The organism is Streptomyces sp. NPDC001093, from assembly GCF_040298985.1.
GTDB lineage: Bacteria > Actinomycetota > Actinomycetes > Streptomycetales > Streptomycetaceae > Streptomyces.
Genome location: NZ_JBEPBF010000063.1, coordinates 7,100 through 26,401, shown reverse-complemented (window position 1 = coordinate 26,401; position 19,302 = coordinate 7,100). Strand labels below are relative to the sequence as shown.

Below are 19,302 nucleotides of genomic sequence, written 5' to 3'. Positions count from 1 at the left end.
GCCCAGGAACGCGCCACCGGCGCACCGGACCACCTCAGACACCAGCAGGAGGAGCCTCGCCATGCTCAGCAGCGAGCCCGAGACATACCGCGTAGTGGTCAACCTTGAAGAGCAGTACTCCATCTGGCCGGCCGGCCGTGACCTCCCCGAGGGCTGGACCGAGGTGGGTGTACAGGGCAGCAAGGACGACTGCCTCGACCACATCGAGCGCGTCTGGACCGACCTGCGCCCGCTGAGTCTGCGGCGCGCCCTGGCGAGTGATGCCTGACATGGGCGTCCCACCACAGGCCACGGACCTGCACGCCACTGCCGTTTCCCTGCCCGCGCAGGACCTGGTCGGACTGCTGGTCCGGCATGCCGGGACCATCCCGGACCACACGGCCCTGGTCCATCTCGGGCCCGACGGCACGGAGGAGGCCAGGCTCACCTACCGGCAGCTGCACGACGAGGCGTGCGACCTGGCGGTCCGGCTCGGCGGGATCGCCGCGCCGGGGGAGCGGGCGCTGCTGGCGTACCCGGACTCGCGCCACTTCGTGCCGGCCCTGTTCGGCTGTCTGTACGCCGGACTCATTCCGGTCCCGGTTCCCACCGGTGCCGCCTCCGGCAGCCGGGCGTCGGCCAGAACCGCTGCCGTGATCGAGGACTGTGCGCCCGCGGTGCTGCTCACCGTGGGATCCGAGGAGCCCGGCCCCGGCGGGAACCTGCGCGTGCTGGACACCGCGGAGCGGATCGGCGCCCCGGTCGGCCAGTGGCGGGAGCACAGCCCCTCTCCGGATGCCGTCGCCCTGCTGCAGTACACCTCGGGATCGACGTCCACGCCGCGCGGCGTGCGGCTCACCCACCGCAACGTCATCAGCAACCTGACCGACATCGTCCGAGCGCAGCGGGTCGACGAACTTCCTGCGCCGGCCGACTTCGTCGCCGTGAGCTGGCTGCCGCACTTCCACGACATGGGGCTCGCCCAGATCCTGGGGCCCCTGTCGGTCGGGGGCAGCTCCGTGCAGATGTCCCCCGCCGCCTTCCTGCGCAGGCCTGCCGTGTGGCTGCGGGCCATCACCCGGTACCGTGCACACTCCGCGTCGGCCCCGAACTTCGGGTACGACCGGTGCGTCGACCGCGTCACCGAGGCGGAGAAGGCCGAACTGGACCTCACCCACTGGCGGGTGGTCCTCAACGGCGCGGAGCCCGTCCGCCCGAGCACGCTTGCCCGCTTCCGCGACGCCTTCGAGCCGTGCGGCCTGGCGCCCTCCGCCCTGAGCCCCTCCTACGGCCTGGCCGAGTCGACGGTGTACGTCAGCGGCTTCCGTGAGCCCTGGGACCCGTTGACCCTCACGGTCTCCGCCCGGGCCGCCGACGAGGAGCGGCGCGTGGTGACCGACCCCGACCCGTCCGACGCACGCGTCTACGTGGGCTGTGGCCGCTGGTCGCAGAACACCCGCCTGGTCGTCGTCGACCCGGCCACCGGTGCCGAGTGCGCCGCTGACGGCATCGGCGAGATATGGATCCGCGGCGGGAGCGTCTCCGGCGGCTACTGGCGCGAGAGCGAGGGGAGCGCGGACAAGTTCCGGGCGGCCCTGGCCGGCGACGCGTCGGGCGAGACCTTCCTGCGCACCGGCGACCTCGGATTCATCCATGAAGGGCAGCTGTTCGTCATCGGCAGGCGCGACAGCGTCATGGTGGTGAACGGCCGCAACCACCACGCCGAGGACATCGAGCGGACGGTCACCGCGAGCCATCCGGCCGTCGGCGACGGCGCGACGGCCGCGTTCCTGGCCGAGACGCAAGAGGCCGGACCGGTCGTGGTCGTGGTGGCCGAACTGCGGCGCGAGGTGCTGGCCGCGTGGTCCTCGACCCAGGGCGGGGAGGGTGCCGCGGGCGGTCGCGGGCGGGCCGGCGACCCGTCCGTGCTGCGGGCCGAGGTGACCGCCGCCGTGCAGGCGAAGGTGTTCGCCGAGCACCAGGTCGCGGTGGGGCAGGTGGAGTTGGTGCTCCCCGGCGGGCTGCCCCGCACGACGAGCGGCAAGGTGCAGCGGGGCGTCTGCCACCGGATGTGGCGCGACGGCGCCCTGCGGGTCTGGCGAACGGAGGAGTGAGCGTGGACCTGCCGTACACCATGAACCGCACCGGGAGCGGTCTCCTCGAGACCCTGACTCGGCACCGGGCGGAGATCCGAGAGCGCCTGCACACGCACGGTGCCGTGCTGCTGCGCGGCTTCGACGTGGGCGGGGCGCAGGGACACGAGGCGGCGGTGACCACGTTGTCGGGTCCGCCGTTGTCGTACACGGAGCGGGCCTCGCCGCGCCGTGCCATCCAGGGGCGGATCTACACCTCCACCGACTACCCGCCGTCCGAGGAGATCTTCCTGCACAACGAGAACTCCTACCAGGCGAGCTGGCCCATGACGCTGTTCTTCCACTGCGTGCGGCCCGCCGCCACGCAGGGTGCCACCCCGCTCGCGGACACTCGTGAGGTCCTGCGGGCCATCGATCCGCAGGTCGTCGAGGAGTTCACCCGGCGCCGGTGGACGGTCACCCGGACCTACCGGGAGGAAGTGGGCCTGCCCTGGCAGTACGTCTTCGACACCGCCGACCGCGGCGAGGTCGACGCCTACTGCGCCGCCCGTGGCCTGCGCACCGAGTGGCGCGGCAGGGACGTGCTGCGCACCGTGGCCGTACGCGACGCCGTGCACCGGCACCCCCTGTCGGGTGAGCGGGTGTGGTTCAACCACATCACCGTCTTCCACGTGAGCACGCTCCCGGAGGTCGTGCGCAAAGGGCTGCTGGAGATGGTCGGAGAGGAAGAACTGCCCAGCAACACCTACTTCGGGGACGGCGGGCCGATCGGCGACGACGTCCTCGACCACCTGCGGAGCTGCTACCGCGCCGCGCTGACCAGGTTCGACTACCGGACCGACGACCTGCTGGTGGTCGACAACATGCTGGCCGCGCACGGCCGCGAACCCTTCACCGGGCCGCGCCAGGTGGCCGTCGCCATGGCCGAACCCTCGCACGGGAGTCCCCTTGACTGAGCAGAAGGAGGCCGTTGCCGCCGTGCCGGCCTCGTACGCGCAACAGCGGCTGTGGTTCGTCCACGAGTCGTCCGCAGACCGGGCGGCTCTGAATCTCTCCGGCGGGGTAGCGATCGAGGGGGACCTCGACGACGCCGGTCTCGTCGCCGCCGTCGAGGCGGTCCTGGCCCGGCACGAGGTGCTCAGATCCGGGTTCCGGATGATCGACGGGCGCCTGTACCAGGTGATCTCGCCGCATGGCGCCCGTGTGCGGACGGTGGACGTGCGCGACGAGGCGAGCGACGAGGCCCTCGACAGGGTGGTCCGGGCCGAGGCGGACACTCCCTTCGATCTGGGCCGGGGCCCGCTGGTCCGCGTCTCGCTGGCGCGCACCGGCGAGACCTCGCGCGCCCTGCACCTGGCGGTGCATCACATCGTGGTGGACGCGTGGTCCCTGGGGCTGCTCGTCCGCGAGGTGGGCGAAGCACTGCGCGCCGTCAGCGCCGGTCGGCCCTGGCGCCCTCCTGCAATCGAACTCCAGTATGCAGACTATGCGGCGTGGCAGGAGCAGCTCGCCGACAGCGGCGCACTGGAGCCCCACCTGGACTTCTGGCGCGACCGGCTGCGGGGCATGCGCCCCCTGGACCTGCCGACCGACCACCCCCGGTCGCGGCACGCGCCCATCCGGGTGGACAGCGTGCACCGGGAGATCGACGGGACGACGGCCGACGCGCTGCGCGCGGCCGGACGGGCCGCGGGCGGCGACCTGTTCACCGCGCTCCTGGCCACCTTCTGCGCGACGCTCTCGCGGACCCTCGGCACGGCAGACCTGGTGGTCGGCAGCACGGTGGCCGGCCGGACCCAGCCCCAGACGCAGGACATGGTCGGCCTGTTCGCCAACATGGTGGCCGTCCGCACCGGCGTGGACGAGGCGGCGGGCTTCGCCGGTCTCGCGCGCACCACGGCCACCGCATGGGCGGACGCGTACCAGCACCAGGACGTGCCCTTCGATCAGGTGGTGGCCCTGGTGAACGACGAGCGGGACACCGGCCGGCATCCCCTCTTCCCCGTCCTGTTCCAGATGATCCCGCGGCAGGAACCCCTCGAGGTGCCCGGGCTCGACATCAGCTTCCTTCCGGCCCCGGGCCGGCCCTCGGCCCTCGACCTGCTCGTGTCGGTCGTGGACGAGGGCGGTCGGCTCTCCGTGAGCATGGAATACCGCAGTGAACTCCACGACGCCCGCACCATCGCACGCACGGCCGACCAGTGGCTCGACCTCACGGACCGGCTGCTCGCCGAACCGGACCGGCCGCTCGGCACGTTCCCCCTGCAGCGCTGGGCCGGCGACGGGGAACGTACGACGCTCACGGAGCCGGACATGCGCGCAAGCACACCGTCACCCGCGGCCGGGCTCCCGGACACGGACCTCCTGAAGGAGGCGCTGCAGGTCTGGCACGAGGTCCTCCCCGGCGCCACCGCGGAACCGGACACCAACTTCTTCGTCGCCGGCGGGAGTTCGCTGCAGGTCATGGTGCTGCTCAGCAAGGTCGACGCGAGCTGCGGAGTGCAGGTCTCCCTGGAACGGTTCATCGAGGACCCCACGCCGGCGCATCTCGCCGCCCAGATCGGCGCACTGCGTGCCACGGCCGACGAGGGAGAGGCGCTGCTGGAGGACGTGCTCGCCGGCCTCGAAGAGGAACGCGGGACGGGGGACAGGAAGGTCACGCCATGACATCGGAACTGGTCGAGCGCATCACGCGGCTGTCCGCCGAGGAGCGCGCGCGACTGCGCTCCCGGCTGCTCGAGGCGGGCGTCCAGCCGCCGCTCGCCGCCTACGTGGAGCCCGCGGGCACCGACGCGCCCACCTCCTTCACCCAGCGCAGGATCCTCTTCCTGCAGCGCCTGGCCGCCGACGGCTCGCACTACCACACACCGCTGGTGTGCCGCCTCACGGGCCGGCTGGACCGGGCCGCGTTCACCGACGCGCTGCGCGCGGTGGTGCGGCGGCATCCGATCCTGCGGACCAGCTTCCCGCTGGTCGAAGGGGTGCCGGTGCAGCGGGTCCACGAGTCCGTCCCCGTCGGCCTGCCCCTGGTGGACCTCACCGACCAGGACGCCGGTGCGCGACAGGAGGCGTACCGGCGGCTGATGGAGGAGGAGCGCACGGCGCCCTTCGACCTCGAACAGGGGGTGCCGATCCGTGCCCGCCTGCTGCGCATGGCCGAGGACGAGCACGTCCTGCTGGTCACCTTCCACCACGTGGCTGTCGACGGCTGGTCGCTGAGCGTCTTCAGCAGGGAACTGTGCGCGCTGTACGAGCACCGGCTCGCCGGACGGCCGGACGAACCCGAGCCGCTCCCGGTGGACTTCGGAGCCTTCAGCCGCTGGCAGCGCGACTGGCTGGAGTCGGCCGAGGCGCGGCGCCAGCTCGAGTACTGGAAGAAACAGCTGGTCGGCGCGCCGGAGCAGCTCACGCTCCCGACCGACCGGCCCCGGCCTGCCGTACAGAGCCACCGGGGCGGCACCGTACGGTTCGCCTTCTCGCAGCGGCTCACCGACGCCCTGCTGCGGCTGAGCGCAGAGCGGGGCCGCACGCCGTACATGACGCTCCTCGCGGGCTTCGCCCTGCTGCTCGGCCGCTACAGCGGCCAGGACGACGTCGTCGTCGGCGCCCCCATCGCCAACCGGCGCGACGAGCAGACCCACGGCCTGATCGGGTTCTTCGCCAACACGGTGCTGTTCCGGATCCCCCTGCGGCCCGAGGCCGGCTTCGCGGACCTGCTGCAGGAGACCGGCGGGATCTGCACCGCCGGATACGACTGCCAGGACATGCCGCTCGACGTCGTCGCACAACGCCTGTTCCCCGAGCGCGACTTGTCTCGCAACCCGCTGTACCAGGTCAACTTCACGCTGCACAACACGCCGGAGATCGTCGCCCGGGTGGCCGGGTTGACGGTGACGGCGGTGCCCTTCGACACCGGGGCGACCCGCTTCGACCTCGACCTGAACATGTGGGAGGAGGACGGCCGCTTCCAGGGGTACGTCGAGTTCGCCGCCGACCTCTTCGACACCCGCACCGTCGAGCAGCTCGTGGAGTGCTTCGAGACGCTGCTGGACGCCGCCGTCCGCGACCCCCACCGCACGTGTGCCGAACTGCCGCTGCTGACCGAGGCGGCGCACACCCGGCTGCGGCAGGCCGGCGACGCCGCGGACCGGCCGGCACAGGGCCGCGAACCGGTCCACGTACTCATCGAGCGGCAGACCGACCGCACCCCGGACGCACCCGCGCTCACCTGGCGCGGCACCGACCTGTCGTACGCCGGACTGGACCGCGCGGCCAACCGGCTCGCGCATCGGCTGCAGGCCGCCGGAGTCGGCCGCGGCGACCTCGTCGGCATCCTGCTGCCCCGCGGCCCCGACCTGCTGGTCGCCCTGCTCGCCGTGCTCAAGTGCGGGGCCGCCTACCTCCCCCTCGACCCGTCGGCCCCCGCCGCGCGCACCTCGCTCGTCCTCGAGGACAGCGCGGCGTCGGCGGTCATCACGCGCGGTGCGGCGCCCGGCCCGGCGGTCATCGACCTCGGGCTGCTGGAGACGGACCTGGCCGCCGCGCCCGACATACGGCCCGGCCTGCCCTGCGGCCCGGACGACACCGTGTACGTGATCTACACCTCGGGTTCCACGGGCCGCCCCAAGGGTGTCACGGTCCCCCACGGTCCCGTCGCCGACTACCTGCGGTGGATCGGCTCGGTCGTCGACCTCGCCGACCCGCGCGGCGTGCCCGTCCACACCTCGGCGGCCTTCGACCTGAGCGTCACCAGCCTCCTTGGCCCGCTGACCGCCGGCGGCCGGCTCGACCTCCTGGAGGAGTCCGACACCCCCGGCGAGTCGCTGGTGCGGTGGGTGGAGACCACCGAGGGCGCGCCGTTCCTCAAGCTCACCCCGTCGCATCTGCGGCTGCTGGTCAGGGCGGGACTCGCCGGGCGGCTCGCCGCCCTCGTCGACGTGCTCGTCGTCGGCGGGGAGGCGCTGTACGAGGACGACCTCACGGCGCTGCGCGAGGCGGGCGGCCGGGTGCGGATCGTCAACGAGTACGGCCCCACCGAGGCGGCCGTGGCCTGCGTCGCGTACGAGTCGGCGGGTGCCGGGCCGGGCGACGCCGTACCGATCGGCATGCCGGTCGACCACACCCGGGCCTACGTCCTGGACGGCCACCTGCGGCCGGTCCCCGACGGCGTCCGCGGGGAGCTGTACGTCGGCGGGGCGGGCCTCGCACACGGATACTGGCACCGGCCCGGGCTGACGGCAGCCCGGTTCGTGCCCGACCCCTTCGCGTCCCGGCCGGGCGCGCGGATGTACCGCACGGGCGACCTGGTGCGCAGGCTCTCCGACGGGAGCCTCGAGTACCTGGGGCGCCTGGACGACCAGGTCAAGATCCGCGGCAACCGGGTGGAACCCGGTGAGGTCCGGGCGGCCCTCCTCGACCGGCCCGAGGTGGTGGCCGCCGACGTGACCGTCGAGGAGACCGACGCCGGCGAGGCGGAACTCGTCGGCTATGTGCAGGTGGCGCAGGCGGCACAGGAAGAGGACGCGCGCCGGCGCGAGGAGGACCGGCTCGCCGAATGGGACGGCGTCTACCAGGACCTGTACGCCCCGCTCCGTGAACTCCCGACCGGGGAGGCCGAACTCGTCGGCTGGACGGACAGCGTCACCGGCGCCCGCATCCCGGCGCCGGACATGGCCTCCTGGCGGGAGCAGACCGTCACCCGGATCAGGGCCCTGCGTCCCCGGCGCGTGCTGGAGATCGGCTGCGGTACCGGCATGATCCTGCGCAACGTCGCGCCCGGCTGCCGCTCGTATATCGGCACCGACATCTCGCCGGCCGTGCTCGACCACGTGCGCGTCCGCCTGGACCACATGCCCGAGGGCACGTCCGTCGAACTGCGGCACGCCCCGGCCCACCGGGCCGTGCGGGACGGCGACGCGGTGGACACCGTCGTCCTGAACTCGGTCGTGCAGTACTTCCCGAGCGTCTCCTACACGGAGCGCGTCCTGCGGTCGGCGGTCGACGCGATGCCGAACGGCGGCAGCGTCTTCGTCGGGGACGTGCGCAGCCTGCCGCTCCTGGAGCTGTTTCACACCTGCGTGGAGCTGGCCTCCACCCCCCCGGGCACCCGCGTCTCGGACGTGCTCGCGGCGGTGCGGCGCCGGACGCTGCTGGAAGAGGAACTCTGCCTGGCACCCGGGTTCTTCACCGAACTCCTCGCCACCCACCCCCGGATCTCGGAGGTCGAGGTGATGCCGCGGTTCGGCCCGGCCGACAACGAACTGACCCGGTTCCGCTTCGACGTGGTCCTCACGGTCGCACCGGTCGGCGTACCCCGCCCGGAACGGCCGGCGGCCGGCGGACCGGAACCGCGCCTGGTCGAGTGGCCGGCGCGGGAAGCGTCCCTCGAGTGGCTGCGGCGCCTGGTGGCCGAGGAACGCCCGCCGGCGCTGTCGCTGCGGTCCGTCCCGCACGGCCGCGTCGCCCCGTTCGCCGCACGGCGAGCCGCACTCGAGCAGGCCCACCCCGCGAGTGCCGTCGGCGACGTCCTGGCGGGAGTGGAGCAGCCGGCCCCGGCCGTACTGCCGGAGGACGTGGTCCGCCTCGGCGAGGAACTGGGCTATCGGGTACGCCTGGACTGGCGGCGCAGCGCGGGCGACGGCTCCTTCGACGCGGAGCTGACCGCCCCCGGCGTACCTCCCGCGCCCGCCCGGACACCGGAGCGCGGCACGCTGTCCGCCACCCGGCGCCACGGAAACGACCCGCTGTGGCGCCGGACCGCGGCGGACCTGCTGCCCGAGATCCGCGCGGGCCTGAGCGCGCTGCTGCCGGCCGCCATGGTGCCGGCCGCCCTGGTGCCCGTCCCGGAGATCCCGCTGACCGCCAACGGCAAGGCCGACCGGCGCGCCCTGGCCGGGTACCGGTTCGCGCTGAGCAGGGCTGCCGGACCGGCGCAGGGACCGGACGCGGCGTCCCGCCGGGCGACGACCCCGACCGAGGAGACCGTCGCCGCCGTGTGGCGGGAACTCCTGGCCGTCACCGACATCGGCCCCGACGACGAGTTCTTCGCGCTCGGCGGCCACTCGCTGCTGACCTTCCAGCTGGTGTACCGGCTGCGGGCGGAGTTCGGCGTGGAGCTGCCGGTACGGGCCCCGTTCGAGCACCGCACGCTGCGCGAACTCGCCGCGGTCATCGACGGCCTGACGGCCGTGGCGGCGCCGGACGACAACGACGGTGAACCGGCGGCCGCCGATGACGGGCCGCCGCTCGCCTCGCCGGCACAGGAGCGGCTCTGGTTCGTGCAGCAACTTGACCCGTCCGCCCACCACTACAACGTGCCCATGTACGTCCGCCTCGACGGAGACCTCGACCTGGTGGCCCTGCGCGGCGCCGTGGACGACATGGTGCGGCGGCACGCGGTGCTCAGAACCGTCTTCCAGATGGTCGACGGCAGGCTGCGCCAGATCGTCCGCGAACCGGCCCCCGTGCCCTGCGAAGTGATCGACCTCGGCCGCTGCGCCGCACCAGGGGAGGTGGAGCCCTGGACGGAGGAGGCGCAGCGCCACGCCCGCGCCGCATACGCCAAGCCGTTCGACCTCGGCCGCGACCCCCAGATCCGCATGTCCGTGCTGCGGGCCGCACCGGACTGCCACGTACTGCTCCTGACACTCCACCACATCACGTACGACGCCTGGTCCATGAAGGTGATCCTCGACGAGATCACCGCGCACTACCGGGCGCGGTGCGAGGGCCGCCGCGCCGACCTGCCGCCGCTGGAGCGCCCGTACACGGCATTCGCCGCCGACCAGCAGCGCCGGCTGGCCGAGGGCAAGTTCGACGCCAGCGAGCGGTACTGGCGCGAGCGGCTCGAGGGGGTGACCGCCCTGCGGGGCCTGCCACTGGACCGGCAACGCCCGGCCCGGCCCACGTTCCGCGGCGAGCGGCTGCCCTTCGAGCTGGCCGCCGACACCGTGCACGCGCTGCGCACCTTGGGCGCGGACACCGGGGCGACCACCTTCATGCTGGTCCTCGCGCCCCTCTTCGCCGCGCTCGCCCAGCGGTCCGGGGAACGGGACGTCGTGGTCGGCACCGACGTCGCCGGCCGCTCGGACCTCGCGAGCGAGAACCTGATCGGCTTCTTCGTCAACCAGCTCGTGCTGCGCTGCGACCTCACCGGCGCGCCCACCTGGCGCGAGCTGATCGACCAGGTCCGCGCCGTGACGCTGGACGCGTACGCCCACCAGGAACTGCCCTTCCAACGAGTCGTGCAAGCCCTCAACCCCCGGCGTTCACGCGAGCAGAGCCCCCTGTGCCGCACCAAGCTCGTGCTCAACAACACGCCCAGGGGCGAGGAACGGGTGCCCGGGCTCTCCCTCACCCCGTTCCCGATGAGCCTGCGCACCGTCCGCTTCGACCTGACCGTCCTGCTGGAGGAGGACGGGGACGTGATCAAGGGCGTCTGGGAGTACGACACCGACCTCTTCGACCAGATTTCGATGGCCGAGCTGTGCGCCCGGTTCACCGATCTCGTACGGGACATGGCGACACGGATCGACACCGCCGTCCCCCTCGACGCCGCCGACCCGGAGACCGCCATGGAAGACCCGGAGACCGCCATGGAAGAACGGACGCCCGAACCCATCCCGACGGCCGCCCGTCCCGCACCGCAGACGCCCAGCGCCGCCGGCCACCGGGCAGGGCTGCGCCGCAGGACACGGCCCGCCGCCCTGCGCGCCTCCGAGCTGGTCCGGCGCGACGCACCGGACGAGGGACGCGACGGCATCACGACCTACACCCGGCTCTACACGGACGTGGACCTGACGGCCTGGACGCGGGAGCGGCACGCCGACGTGGAGAGCGACCTGCTGGCCCACGGCGCCGTCCTCTTCCGGGACTTCGGGGTGACCGATCCCGTGTCCTTCGAGCAGTTCGCCACCGTGTTCGTCGACGAGCTGATCGCCGACAACGGTGAACACCCGCGTGCCGCCCTGGGCACCGGGGTCTACACGCCGGTCTTCTTCGCACCCCACGAGAAGCTGCTCTGGCACAACGAGAACACCTTCAACGCCACGGGCCCCGGCCGGATCTTCTTCTGCTGCGCGCTGCCCGCCGAGGAGGGCGGCGAAACGCCCGTCGCCGACAGCCGGCGGGTGTTCGAGCGGCTGCCGGAGGAGATCCGCCGCCCCTTCCTGGAGAAGGGGGTCCGCTACGTCCGTACCTACCTGCCCGAACTGGGCGTCGCCTGGCAGGACGTCTTCGGCACCTCCGACCGCCTGGAGGTGGAGGAGCGCTGCCGCAGGGACGGGTTCTCCTGGTCGTGGCGCGACGGCGTGCTGCGCACCGAATGCGTACGCCCCGCCGCGATCCGGCACCCCGTGACCGGCGCCTGGTGCTGGACCAACCAGGCCCAGCACTGGCACCTGTCCTGCCTGGACCGCGCCACCAGAGAGTCGCTGCGTACCGTCGTGGGCGACCGCCTGCCCCGCACGTGCACCTACGGCGACCGCACGGAGATCCCCGCCGAGCACATGGAGGAGATCCTGCGCGTCTACCAGGACTGCGAGATCAGCTTCCGCTGGCAGCGCGGAGACGTGCTCATGGTCGACAACATCCTTGCCGCCCACGCCCGCAACCCCTATCGGGGCGAGCGCAAGCTGCTGGTCGCGATGGGCGGGACGGTGGAGCACCGATGACCGCACAGACCACGCAACAGGCGCCGGCGCCGTCCGCGGACGCCGTTGAGGGCTACCGGCTCTCGCAGCAGCAGCGTCGCATCCTGGCACTGCGCACCGGCCGCACACCCCTTGCGCGCATGGTCCTCACCGTGCGCGGCGAACTGTTGCCGGACGCGGTGGAGCGGGCCGTCACCGGAGTCGTGCAGGACCACGAGATCCTGCGGACCCGGCTGCGGACGCTGGCTGGCGCAGCGGTACCGGTCCAGGTCGTCGACCCCAACCCGGACGGGCACGTCCACGTCGGGGAGGAGCCGCCGGCCGACGCGGGGAGCCGGACCGAGACGGCGCTGGTGCACATCGCCTGGCGGACCGACGGCCCCGGCACGCACCGGCTCACCGTCACCGTCCCCGCGCTCTTCGCGGACGCGGCCTCCCTGCTCGTCCTGCGGACCGAACTCCTCGCCGCCCTGCGCGGCGAGGCGGGTCCCGACGACCCCCTGCAGTACTGCGAGTTCGCCGAGTGGCAGCGCTCCCTCGACGGAACCCCCGAACAGCTCTCGGCCGCCGCCGACCAGACCCGGCGCGGGCAGCTGCCCCGCCCCCGCCTCGCGACCGAGCCCGCGGGAGCCGCCCCGGCGCCCCGCGGCACGGTCCGACGGCATCTGGGCGCCGACACCGTGACCGCGCTGCAGGACCTGGCCGCACGCACGGGCAGCGACGTCGACACGGTGCTCCTGACCTGCTGGTACACGCTGCTCCTGCGGACCGGCGGGCAGGACGGCCCGGCGGTCTCGGTGCTCCTGGCCGCACGGGGCGGCGAACTCGACGACGTGATGGGCCCGTACGCCAAGTGGGCCACCGCCGCCCCCGAACTCACCGGTGACCTGCCCTTCACCCACGCCCTCGGCCGGGTCCGCGACGCCCGGCAGGAACTTCTTGACATTGCCGACCACTTGACCGCCGATGCCCCCGACGGCTGCCCGGGACCCGGGGAGGCGGCCTTCGAATGCGTGCGGCTGCCCGAACCGGAGCACGCGGGCGAGCTGCTGGTGTCCACGGACAGCCTGGACGTCGACGCGGACGCGGCGGGACTCAAACTCGGCTGCGCCTGGTCCGCCGCCGGAGTGAGCGTCACGCTGCACCACAGCCCCGAACGGCTGGCCGCCGGCCCCGCGACGGACCTGCTGCACCGGTTCGCCGAACTGGTGACGTCGGTGCTCGCCACCCCCGGCGCCGCACTCGGCCGGCTCCGTCTCGGACCGCCTCCCGCACCCGCCCCACCCCTGCCCACCGCCGGAACCACCGTCGATCCCGCGCCCAGCGTGCACGCCCTGATCGAGCGGCAGGCCGCCCGCACCCCGGACGCCTCCGCCGTCCGCTGCGGCGCCACCACCCTGACGTACCGTGAACTCGATGCGACCGCCCGCACCTGGGCCGCGGCCCTGCGCCGGATCGGGGTAGGCGCCGAGACCCGGGTCGCGCTGCTCGGCGTCCACAGCGAACGCCTCGTCACGGCGCTGCTCGCCGTCCTCAAGGCAGGTGGCACCTATGTGCCGCTCGACCCTGCACTGCCTGCGGACCGGCTCCGCTCCCTGGTCGAAAGGGCGGGGGCACGGCTGCTGCTGACGGACCCGGATGCGACGGCGCCCGACGGGCTCGACGACCGCGTGGTCCGGGTGCAGGAGCTGGCGGCGGACGCGACGGACCAGCCGCCGCAGGACGGCAGCGCCCCCGCCCCCGCCCTCGCTGACCGCGCGGCCTACATCCTGTTCACCTCCGGCTCGACCGGAGTGCCCAAGGGTGTGGTGGTCTCCCACCGCTCCGTCGTCGCCTACGTGCGGTGGGCGGCCGGCGCCTACGTGCACGGCGGCGAGGGCAGCCGCGTCCACACCTCGCTGGGGTTCGACCTCACCGTCACCAGCCTGCTGGTGCCCCTCGCCGTCGGCGGCGAGGTCCGCATCGAGGAAAGCTCCCGCCGCATCGACGTACTCGCCGGGCGACTGGCCGCGGGCGAGGACCTGACGCTGCTGAAGCTCACCCCCTCGCACCTGCGGCTGCTCAACGGCCTCGTGCCGGCCGAGCGGCTGGCCCATGCCGCCCGCACCGTGGTCGTCGGCGGCGAGGAGCTGCGCTACGAACTGCTCGCCCGCTGGCGCGCCCACGCCCCGCGCGTGCGCATCTTCAACGAGTACGGTCCGACCGAGGCGACCGTCGGCTGTGCCGTTTTCGAGGTCGGCACCGAGGGCGACGGGCCGGAGCCGGTCACCGGAGCCGTACCGATCGGGAGGCCGCCCCACGGCGTGACCCTGCACATCCTGGACGCCGACTGGCGGGAGGTGCCCGCCGGAGTCGTCGGCGAACTGTGCATCGGCGGCCCGGGCCTGGCCCGCGGCTACCTGGACGACCCCCGGGCCACCGCGGCCTCCTTCGTGCCCCATCCCGCCCCCGCGGTACCCGGCGAACGCCTCTACCGCACCGGTGACCGGGCGTGCCGCCGGCCGGACGGCACCCTGGTCTTCCTCGGGCGCACCGACGGACAGGTCAAGATCCGCGGGCACCGTGTGGAACTGGAGGAGGTCAGGGCCGCTCTCGCCGCCCACCCCGCCGTCGCCGACTGCGTCGTGCGGGTGCGGCGCGAGCGGGCTTCCGAAGGCGCCGAGGAGGAGCTGCCCCGTCTGGTGGGCTACGCCGAGCCCCGGCCGAACGCCGGGCGGGTGCCTCCCGCACTGCGCGAGATGCAGGAGTTCCTCGCCCGGACCCTGCCGCGGCACATGATCCCGGACGCCCTCGTCTGGACCGACCGGCTGCCGCTGACGGTCAACGGCAAGGTGGACACGGCGGCTCTGGCCCGGCTGCCCCTGCCCTTCGGCGACGAGGAAACCCCGGCACGCCCCATGGACGAGCACGAGGCCGAGGTCGCGCGCCACTTCGAGGAACTGCTCGGCACCCGCGTGCACGACCCGGAGGCCGGCTTCTTCGACCTCGGCGGCAACTCCATGCTCGCCGTGCAGCTCGTCGCGCGGCTGGGCGACCTGGCCGACGGCACACCGCTCGCCCTGTCCGACCTGTTCGAGGAGACCGGCACCGGCCGGGCCCCGGACAGCGTGGCACGTCTCTCCCTGCTGCTCAGGGGCGAGGACGACGCGGCCGGCGGCTCGCCCGACCCGGCTCTGGTCACCCTGCGCAGCGGCGGCAGCGGGACACCGCTGATCTGCGTGCACCCGGCCGGCGGCGAGGTGGCGGGCTTCCACGCCCTGGCGCGCGAGCTGCGGCCGGGAGGGGCGGTATACGGGCTTCAGGACACCGAGGCGGGAACCGGCGAGTGGAGCATCGAGGACGGTGCCGAGCGTGCCGTCCGCGCGGTGCGGCGGGCCCGGCCGCACGGGCCCCACCTCCTGGCGGGCTGGTCGATGGGCGGTCTCGTCGCGCTGGAGACGGCACGACGGCTCGCCGCGGAGGGGGACCGCGTCCAACGGCTCGTCCTGATCGACAGCTATCCGTGGGGTGGCGCACCGGACGAGGACGTGCTCTCCCCCGAGGAGCTGTGGAACCTGACGGGCGGCGGCTTGCCGGCTTCCCTCCCGGCTGGCGCCCGCGCCGGACTGGAGCACTGGACCAAGACCTTCCGCCGGCACGCGCAGGCGGCGGCGCGCCATGTCCCGTCCCCCTACGACGGGCCGGCCCTGGTCCTCTTCGCGGCGGAGCAGCCGGCCGGACTGCGCGCCCGCGGCGCGGAGCGCTGGCGCGCCCTGCTGCCCGCGGCCGAGATCCGCACCCTGCCGGGGGACCACTTCACCCTGTTGCGCCGGCCGTTCGTGACCGCGCTCGCCGCGGCGATCGACGAGGCACGGCACCGCACCGCGGCACCGCACGAAGGAGAAGACAGCCATGGACAGCGTTGAGCCGGACAGGCCGGTTGGGGTGCAGCAGCCGCCCCGCCCCGCCCCCTCGGTGATCGCCCTGTTCGACCGGCAGGCGGACTGCACCCCCGGGCTCCCCGCGGTGCTGGACCGCGGGCGGGAGATCTCCTACCGGAAACTCGCCCGGGACTCCGCGGCGACGGCCCGGCGTCTCGTCGCCCACGGGGCGGGCCCAGGCCGGATCGTCGGGATGTGCGTGGACCGCTCCGCCGACCTGCCCCTCGCCGTCCTGGCCATCCTCCGCACCGGGGCCGCCTACCTGCCCCTCGATGCCGCGTACCCGCCGGAGCGGCTGTCGTTCATGCTCGCGGACAGCGGGGCCGACCTGGTGGTGGCCCAGCCGGGCCGCCTCGACGGCATCCAACTGCCGCCCGGCACACGGGTGGTGGACGCCTCGCTCCCCGACTCCGGGGCGGCCGGCCCGCAGGCACTGCCCGTGCCCGGGCCCGACGACCTGGCGTACGTGATGTACACGTCCGGCTCCACCGGACTCCCCAAGGGAGTGGGGATGCCGCACGCGCCCATGTCGGGCCTGATCTCCTGGCAGTGCCGTGACTCCGCCTGCTCGGTGGGAGCCCGCACCCTGCAGTTCTCGGCGGCCAGCTTCGACGCCTCGTTCCAGGAGATGTTCAGCACCTGGGCGTCGGGCGGCTGTCTCGTCATGGTCGAGGACAGGCTACGCAGGGACCCTCGCGCGCTGCTCGCCCTCATCGAACAGGAGCGGGTCGAGCGGGTCTTCATGCCGTTCGTCGCCCTGCAGGCACTCGCCCAGGAGGCCGTGCGCGGCGGCGTGCGCCCGTCCCGGCTGCGCGAGGTGATCACGGCGGGCGAACAGCTGGTGGTGACGCCGGCGCTGCGCGCCTTCTTCCGGGAGATGCCGGACACCACGCTCTTCAACCAGTACGGGCCGTCCGAGACGCACATCGTCACCTCGCTCCGCCTAGGCCGTGACCCGGACAAGTGGCCCGAGACACCGGTCGTGGGCGTGCCCATCGACGGCGCTTCGATCGACATCCGGGACGCACAGGGACGACCGGTGCCGCCGGGTGTGACGGGCGAGATCTGCATCGGCGGCACGGTGCTGGCCCGGGGCTATCTGCACCGTGCCCGGCTCACCGCCGAGAAGTTCGTGCCGGACGCCGCCGGTGCGCCGGGTTCCCGCACCTACCGGTCGGGGGACCTGGGGTGCCTGGAGGACGACGGGACGGTGCGCTGGCTGGGCCGTGCCGACCATCAGGTGAAGATTAGCGGCTACCGCGTCGAACTCGGCGAGGTGGAGGGGGCGTTGAAGGCCCTGGACGGGCTGCGCGACGGCGTCGTGGTCGTCCACGAGCAGCCGGGCGGCGGCCGTTGCCTCGTGGCCTATGCGCTGGCGGACACGACGCCGAAGGACATCAAGACGCGCCTGGCGGGCGTACTGCCCGCGCACATGGTGCCGTCCGCCGTCGTGGTGCTCGACCGCTTCCCGCTGACCCCGAGCGGCAAGGTGGACCGCCTCGACCTGTCCCGGCGCGAGGTGACGGGCAGCGGGGGCGGTACGCAACCGGGCGCCGCCGGCGAACGGTGGGCACCGCTGGCCCGGCTGTGGGGCGAGGTCGCCGGGGCCACCGAGGTCGGACCCGACGACAGCTTCTTCGACATCGGCGGCACCTCGCTGTCCGCGACCCTGCTGCTGGCCCGGCTCGCTGCGGACCCCGAACGGACCCGGGGCACGGACATCGACCTGGAGACGCTGTACGACCACCCGACCCCCGCGGCGCTCGCGGCATGGCTGGCCGGAGACACCCCTGGCACCGGGCACACCCAGGAGCCGGGAGGGGAACAGCGTTGATCATCGCCTGGTCCCGCCGCCTCCCGGCCGCCGTACGCGAACTGCGCACGGCCACCGCCCCGGACGCCGACCACCAGCCGGCGCAGGGACATCTGCTCCGCGCGCTCCTCGCCGACGGCACGGAGGCGGTTCTGGACGCCGACGGCTGCCCCGTGCGCGACCCCCGTACCCTCCGGCCCGCCGGACCCGTCCCCTGCCCGCCCGCCGAGGCGGTCCACGACGGCCGCCGGGTGGCCCTGCTCTTCGACGGCACCGTCGTCGAGTCCGTGGACCTGCGGTCGACGGTGACGCACCTCGTGCCCCAGCCCGGCGGCCTCCTCGTCGCCGCCACCGAAGAGGGAGACCTCTACGGACTGCGGAGCGGTCTGACCGCCGAAACGGTGGCCGCGCTCCACGAGGCCGAGGACACCTGGCTGAAGAACGACCTCGGGGACCGTCCCGCGGTGCCGGCCTACGGCGATCCCGGCCTGCGGTTCCGCGCCGACCGCCTGGTGGCGCTGCACCGCGCCGGCAAGGTGGACGAGGCCGTCCTGAACCGCGGGCTCGCCGCCCTGGCCCGCGACCCCGCGGCGGCCGGGCTCGACGCGGCCACCGTATTCCTGCTGGCCGAGGCGGCGCAGCGAGGCGGAGCGCCGGAGGTCGCACTGCCGCTCCACCAGAGCGCCGCGCGGGACGAACGCCTGCGCGCCCGCGCCCTGAAGGCCGCCGCCGACTGTCTGCACGCCCTCGGCGCCCGGCGCGCGGCGGACCTCGCCTACCGCAGGTCCGCGGTCGCGGAGCCCGGCGAGGCCGCCAAGCACGTGCTGTACGAGTCCTCCCGCCGGCTGGCGCAAGCGGGGCGCGCACAGGAGGCGCGGCTCGGCTACGAACTGCTGCTGTCCTGGGACGCGGCTTTCGCCGACGTACGGGAGCGCCTGGTCGCACTGCCGCGGCAGGGGACCGGGGAGCCGGGGACCGGATCGCCCGCCGCGACGGTGGACGCCCTGGACCGGTACGGGGTGCTGCCGTCCTCCGTCGAGCACACGGTCAGTTTCGACGCTTGCTGGTACCGCAACTTCGACGCCACCTCGGCCGCGGACAGCGCCAAGAAGCTGCTGGAGATGGTCGGCATCTTCAGCGCTGTCGACATCGGCGCGGTACGCCGCTCCCTCGACGTCGGCAGCGGCACCCTGCGCTACCCGAAGGCCCTGGCGGCCTGCGGGGTCGAGTCGGTCGGCATCGACCTGAGCACGGCCGGAGTCCGTGGGATGCCGGGCGAGGCTGCTAAGCGGTTCGTGTGCGCGGACGGCACCCGGCTGCCCTTCCGCGACGGCGTCTTCGACCTGGTGACCTGCGCCATGGGCACGATCGACCACCTGCCGCCCGCGCTGCGCGCCCCCTTCTTCGCCGAGGCCTGGCGCGTCCTGACGCCGGGCGGTGTCGCCGCCGTCGGCGCATGGGACCCGCGCTGCCCCCATCTGACCTTCCTGGAGATGTACTCGGCGGCCGAACGCGACGAACTGAGGAACCTGCTGGTGCTCCCCGACGACCTCGTCGCCCTGGCCGGCCGACAGGGTTTCCGGGACGTGACCACCCTGCCCTTCGCGATGTTCCCGGACTGGGTCGCCGCTGGCGCCGGGCTGGACACCGACACCCCCGCCTGGCTGCGGACCCTCGCCGAATGGGACGCCGTGGCCCGCGCCCGGGACGCGGCCGCCGTCGGCCAGATGTTCCTGCTCATCGCGCGCAAGCCCGATTCCCGGCACACGGCAGGGGAAGCCGCGGCCCACCGGTCCTAGTGCGCCCGCCCGTACGAGTGCCACCCACGCCGTTCTCGTACAGCCCAG

At 73.7% G+C, this 19,302-nt stretch carries 8 protein-coding genes; all 8 read left to right on the top strand.

Features of this window, described 5'->3' with window-relative positions; translation table 11 throughout:
- Positions 1-61 precede the first annotated feature (61 nt).
- Genes ABT288_RS27670 through ABT288_RS27635 form a run of 8 tightly spaced genes read left to right on the top strand, consistent with a single transcriptional unit; the run spans position 62 to position 19,254 of the window.
- The gene (locus ABT288_RS27670) at positions 62-268 is read left to right on the top strand and encodes an MbtH family protein (protein WP_351613030.1); all 207 of its coding nucleotides are present in this window, start codon (positions 62-64) and stop codon (positions 266-268) included.
- A gap of 1 nt (position 269) precedes the next feature.
- Entirely contained in the window at positions 270-2,093 is a 1,824-nt protein-coding gene (locus ABT288_RS27665; protein WP_351613027.1) for a fatty acyl-AMP ligase, read from the top strand.
- Between the two features lie 2 nt (positions 2,094-2,095).
- The gene (locus ABT288_RS27660; RefSeq protein ID WP_502972835.1) at positions 2,096-3,028 is read left to right on the top strand and encodes a TauD/TfdA family dioxygenase; all 933 of its coding nucleotides are present in this window, start codon (positions 2,096-2,098) and stop codon (positions 3,026-3,028) included.
- On the top strand, positions 3,021-4,739 hold the full coding sequence (locus ABT288_RS27655) for a condensation domain-containing protein (protein WP_351613024.1): 1,719 nt from the start codon (positions 3,021-3,023) through the stop codon (positions 4,737-4,739). The genes ABT288_RS27660 and ABT288_RS27655 overlap by 8 nt, the downstream gene beginning before the upstream one ends.
- Positions 4,736-11,743, top strand: a complete 7,008-nt coding sequence (locus ABT288_RS27650; protein WP_351613021.1) for a non-ribosomal peptide synthetase — start codon at positions 4,736-4,738, stop codon at positions 11,741-11,743. Before ABT288_RS27655 ends, ABT288_RS27650 begins: the two co-directional genes overlap by 4 nt.
- Complete coding sequence (locus tag ABT288_RS27645; protein WP_351613018.1) at positions 11,740-15,627, top strand: non-ribosomal peptide synthetase; 3,888 nt, start codon at positions 11,740-11,742, stop codon at positions 15,625-15,627. The genes ABT288_RS27650 and ABT288_RS27645 overlap by 4 nt, the downstream gene beginning before the upstream one ends.
- A complete protein-coding gene (locus ABT288_RS27640; RefSeq protein ID WP_351613015.1) occupies positions 15,614-17,476 on the top strand; it encodes a non-ribosomal peptide synthetase in 1,863 nt (620 codons plus the stop codon). The genes ABT288_RS27645 and ABT288_RS27640 overlap by 14 nt, the downstream gene beginning before the upstream one ends.
- The gene (locus ABT288_RS27635) at positions 17,473-19,254 is read left to right on the top strand and encodes a class I SAM-dependent methyltransferase (RefSeq protein ID WP_351613012.1); all 1,782 of its coding nucleotides are present in this window, start codon (positions 17,473-17,475) and stop codon (positions 19,252-19,254) included. The genes ABT288_RS27640 and ABT288_RS27635 overlap by 4 nt, the downstream gene beginning before the upstream one ends.
- Positions 19,255-19,302: the final 48 nt, after the last annotated feature.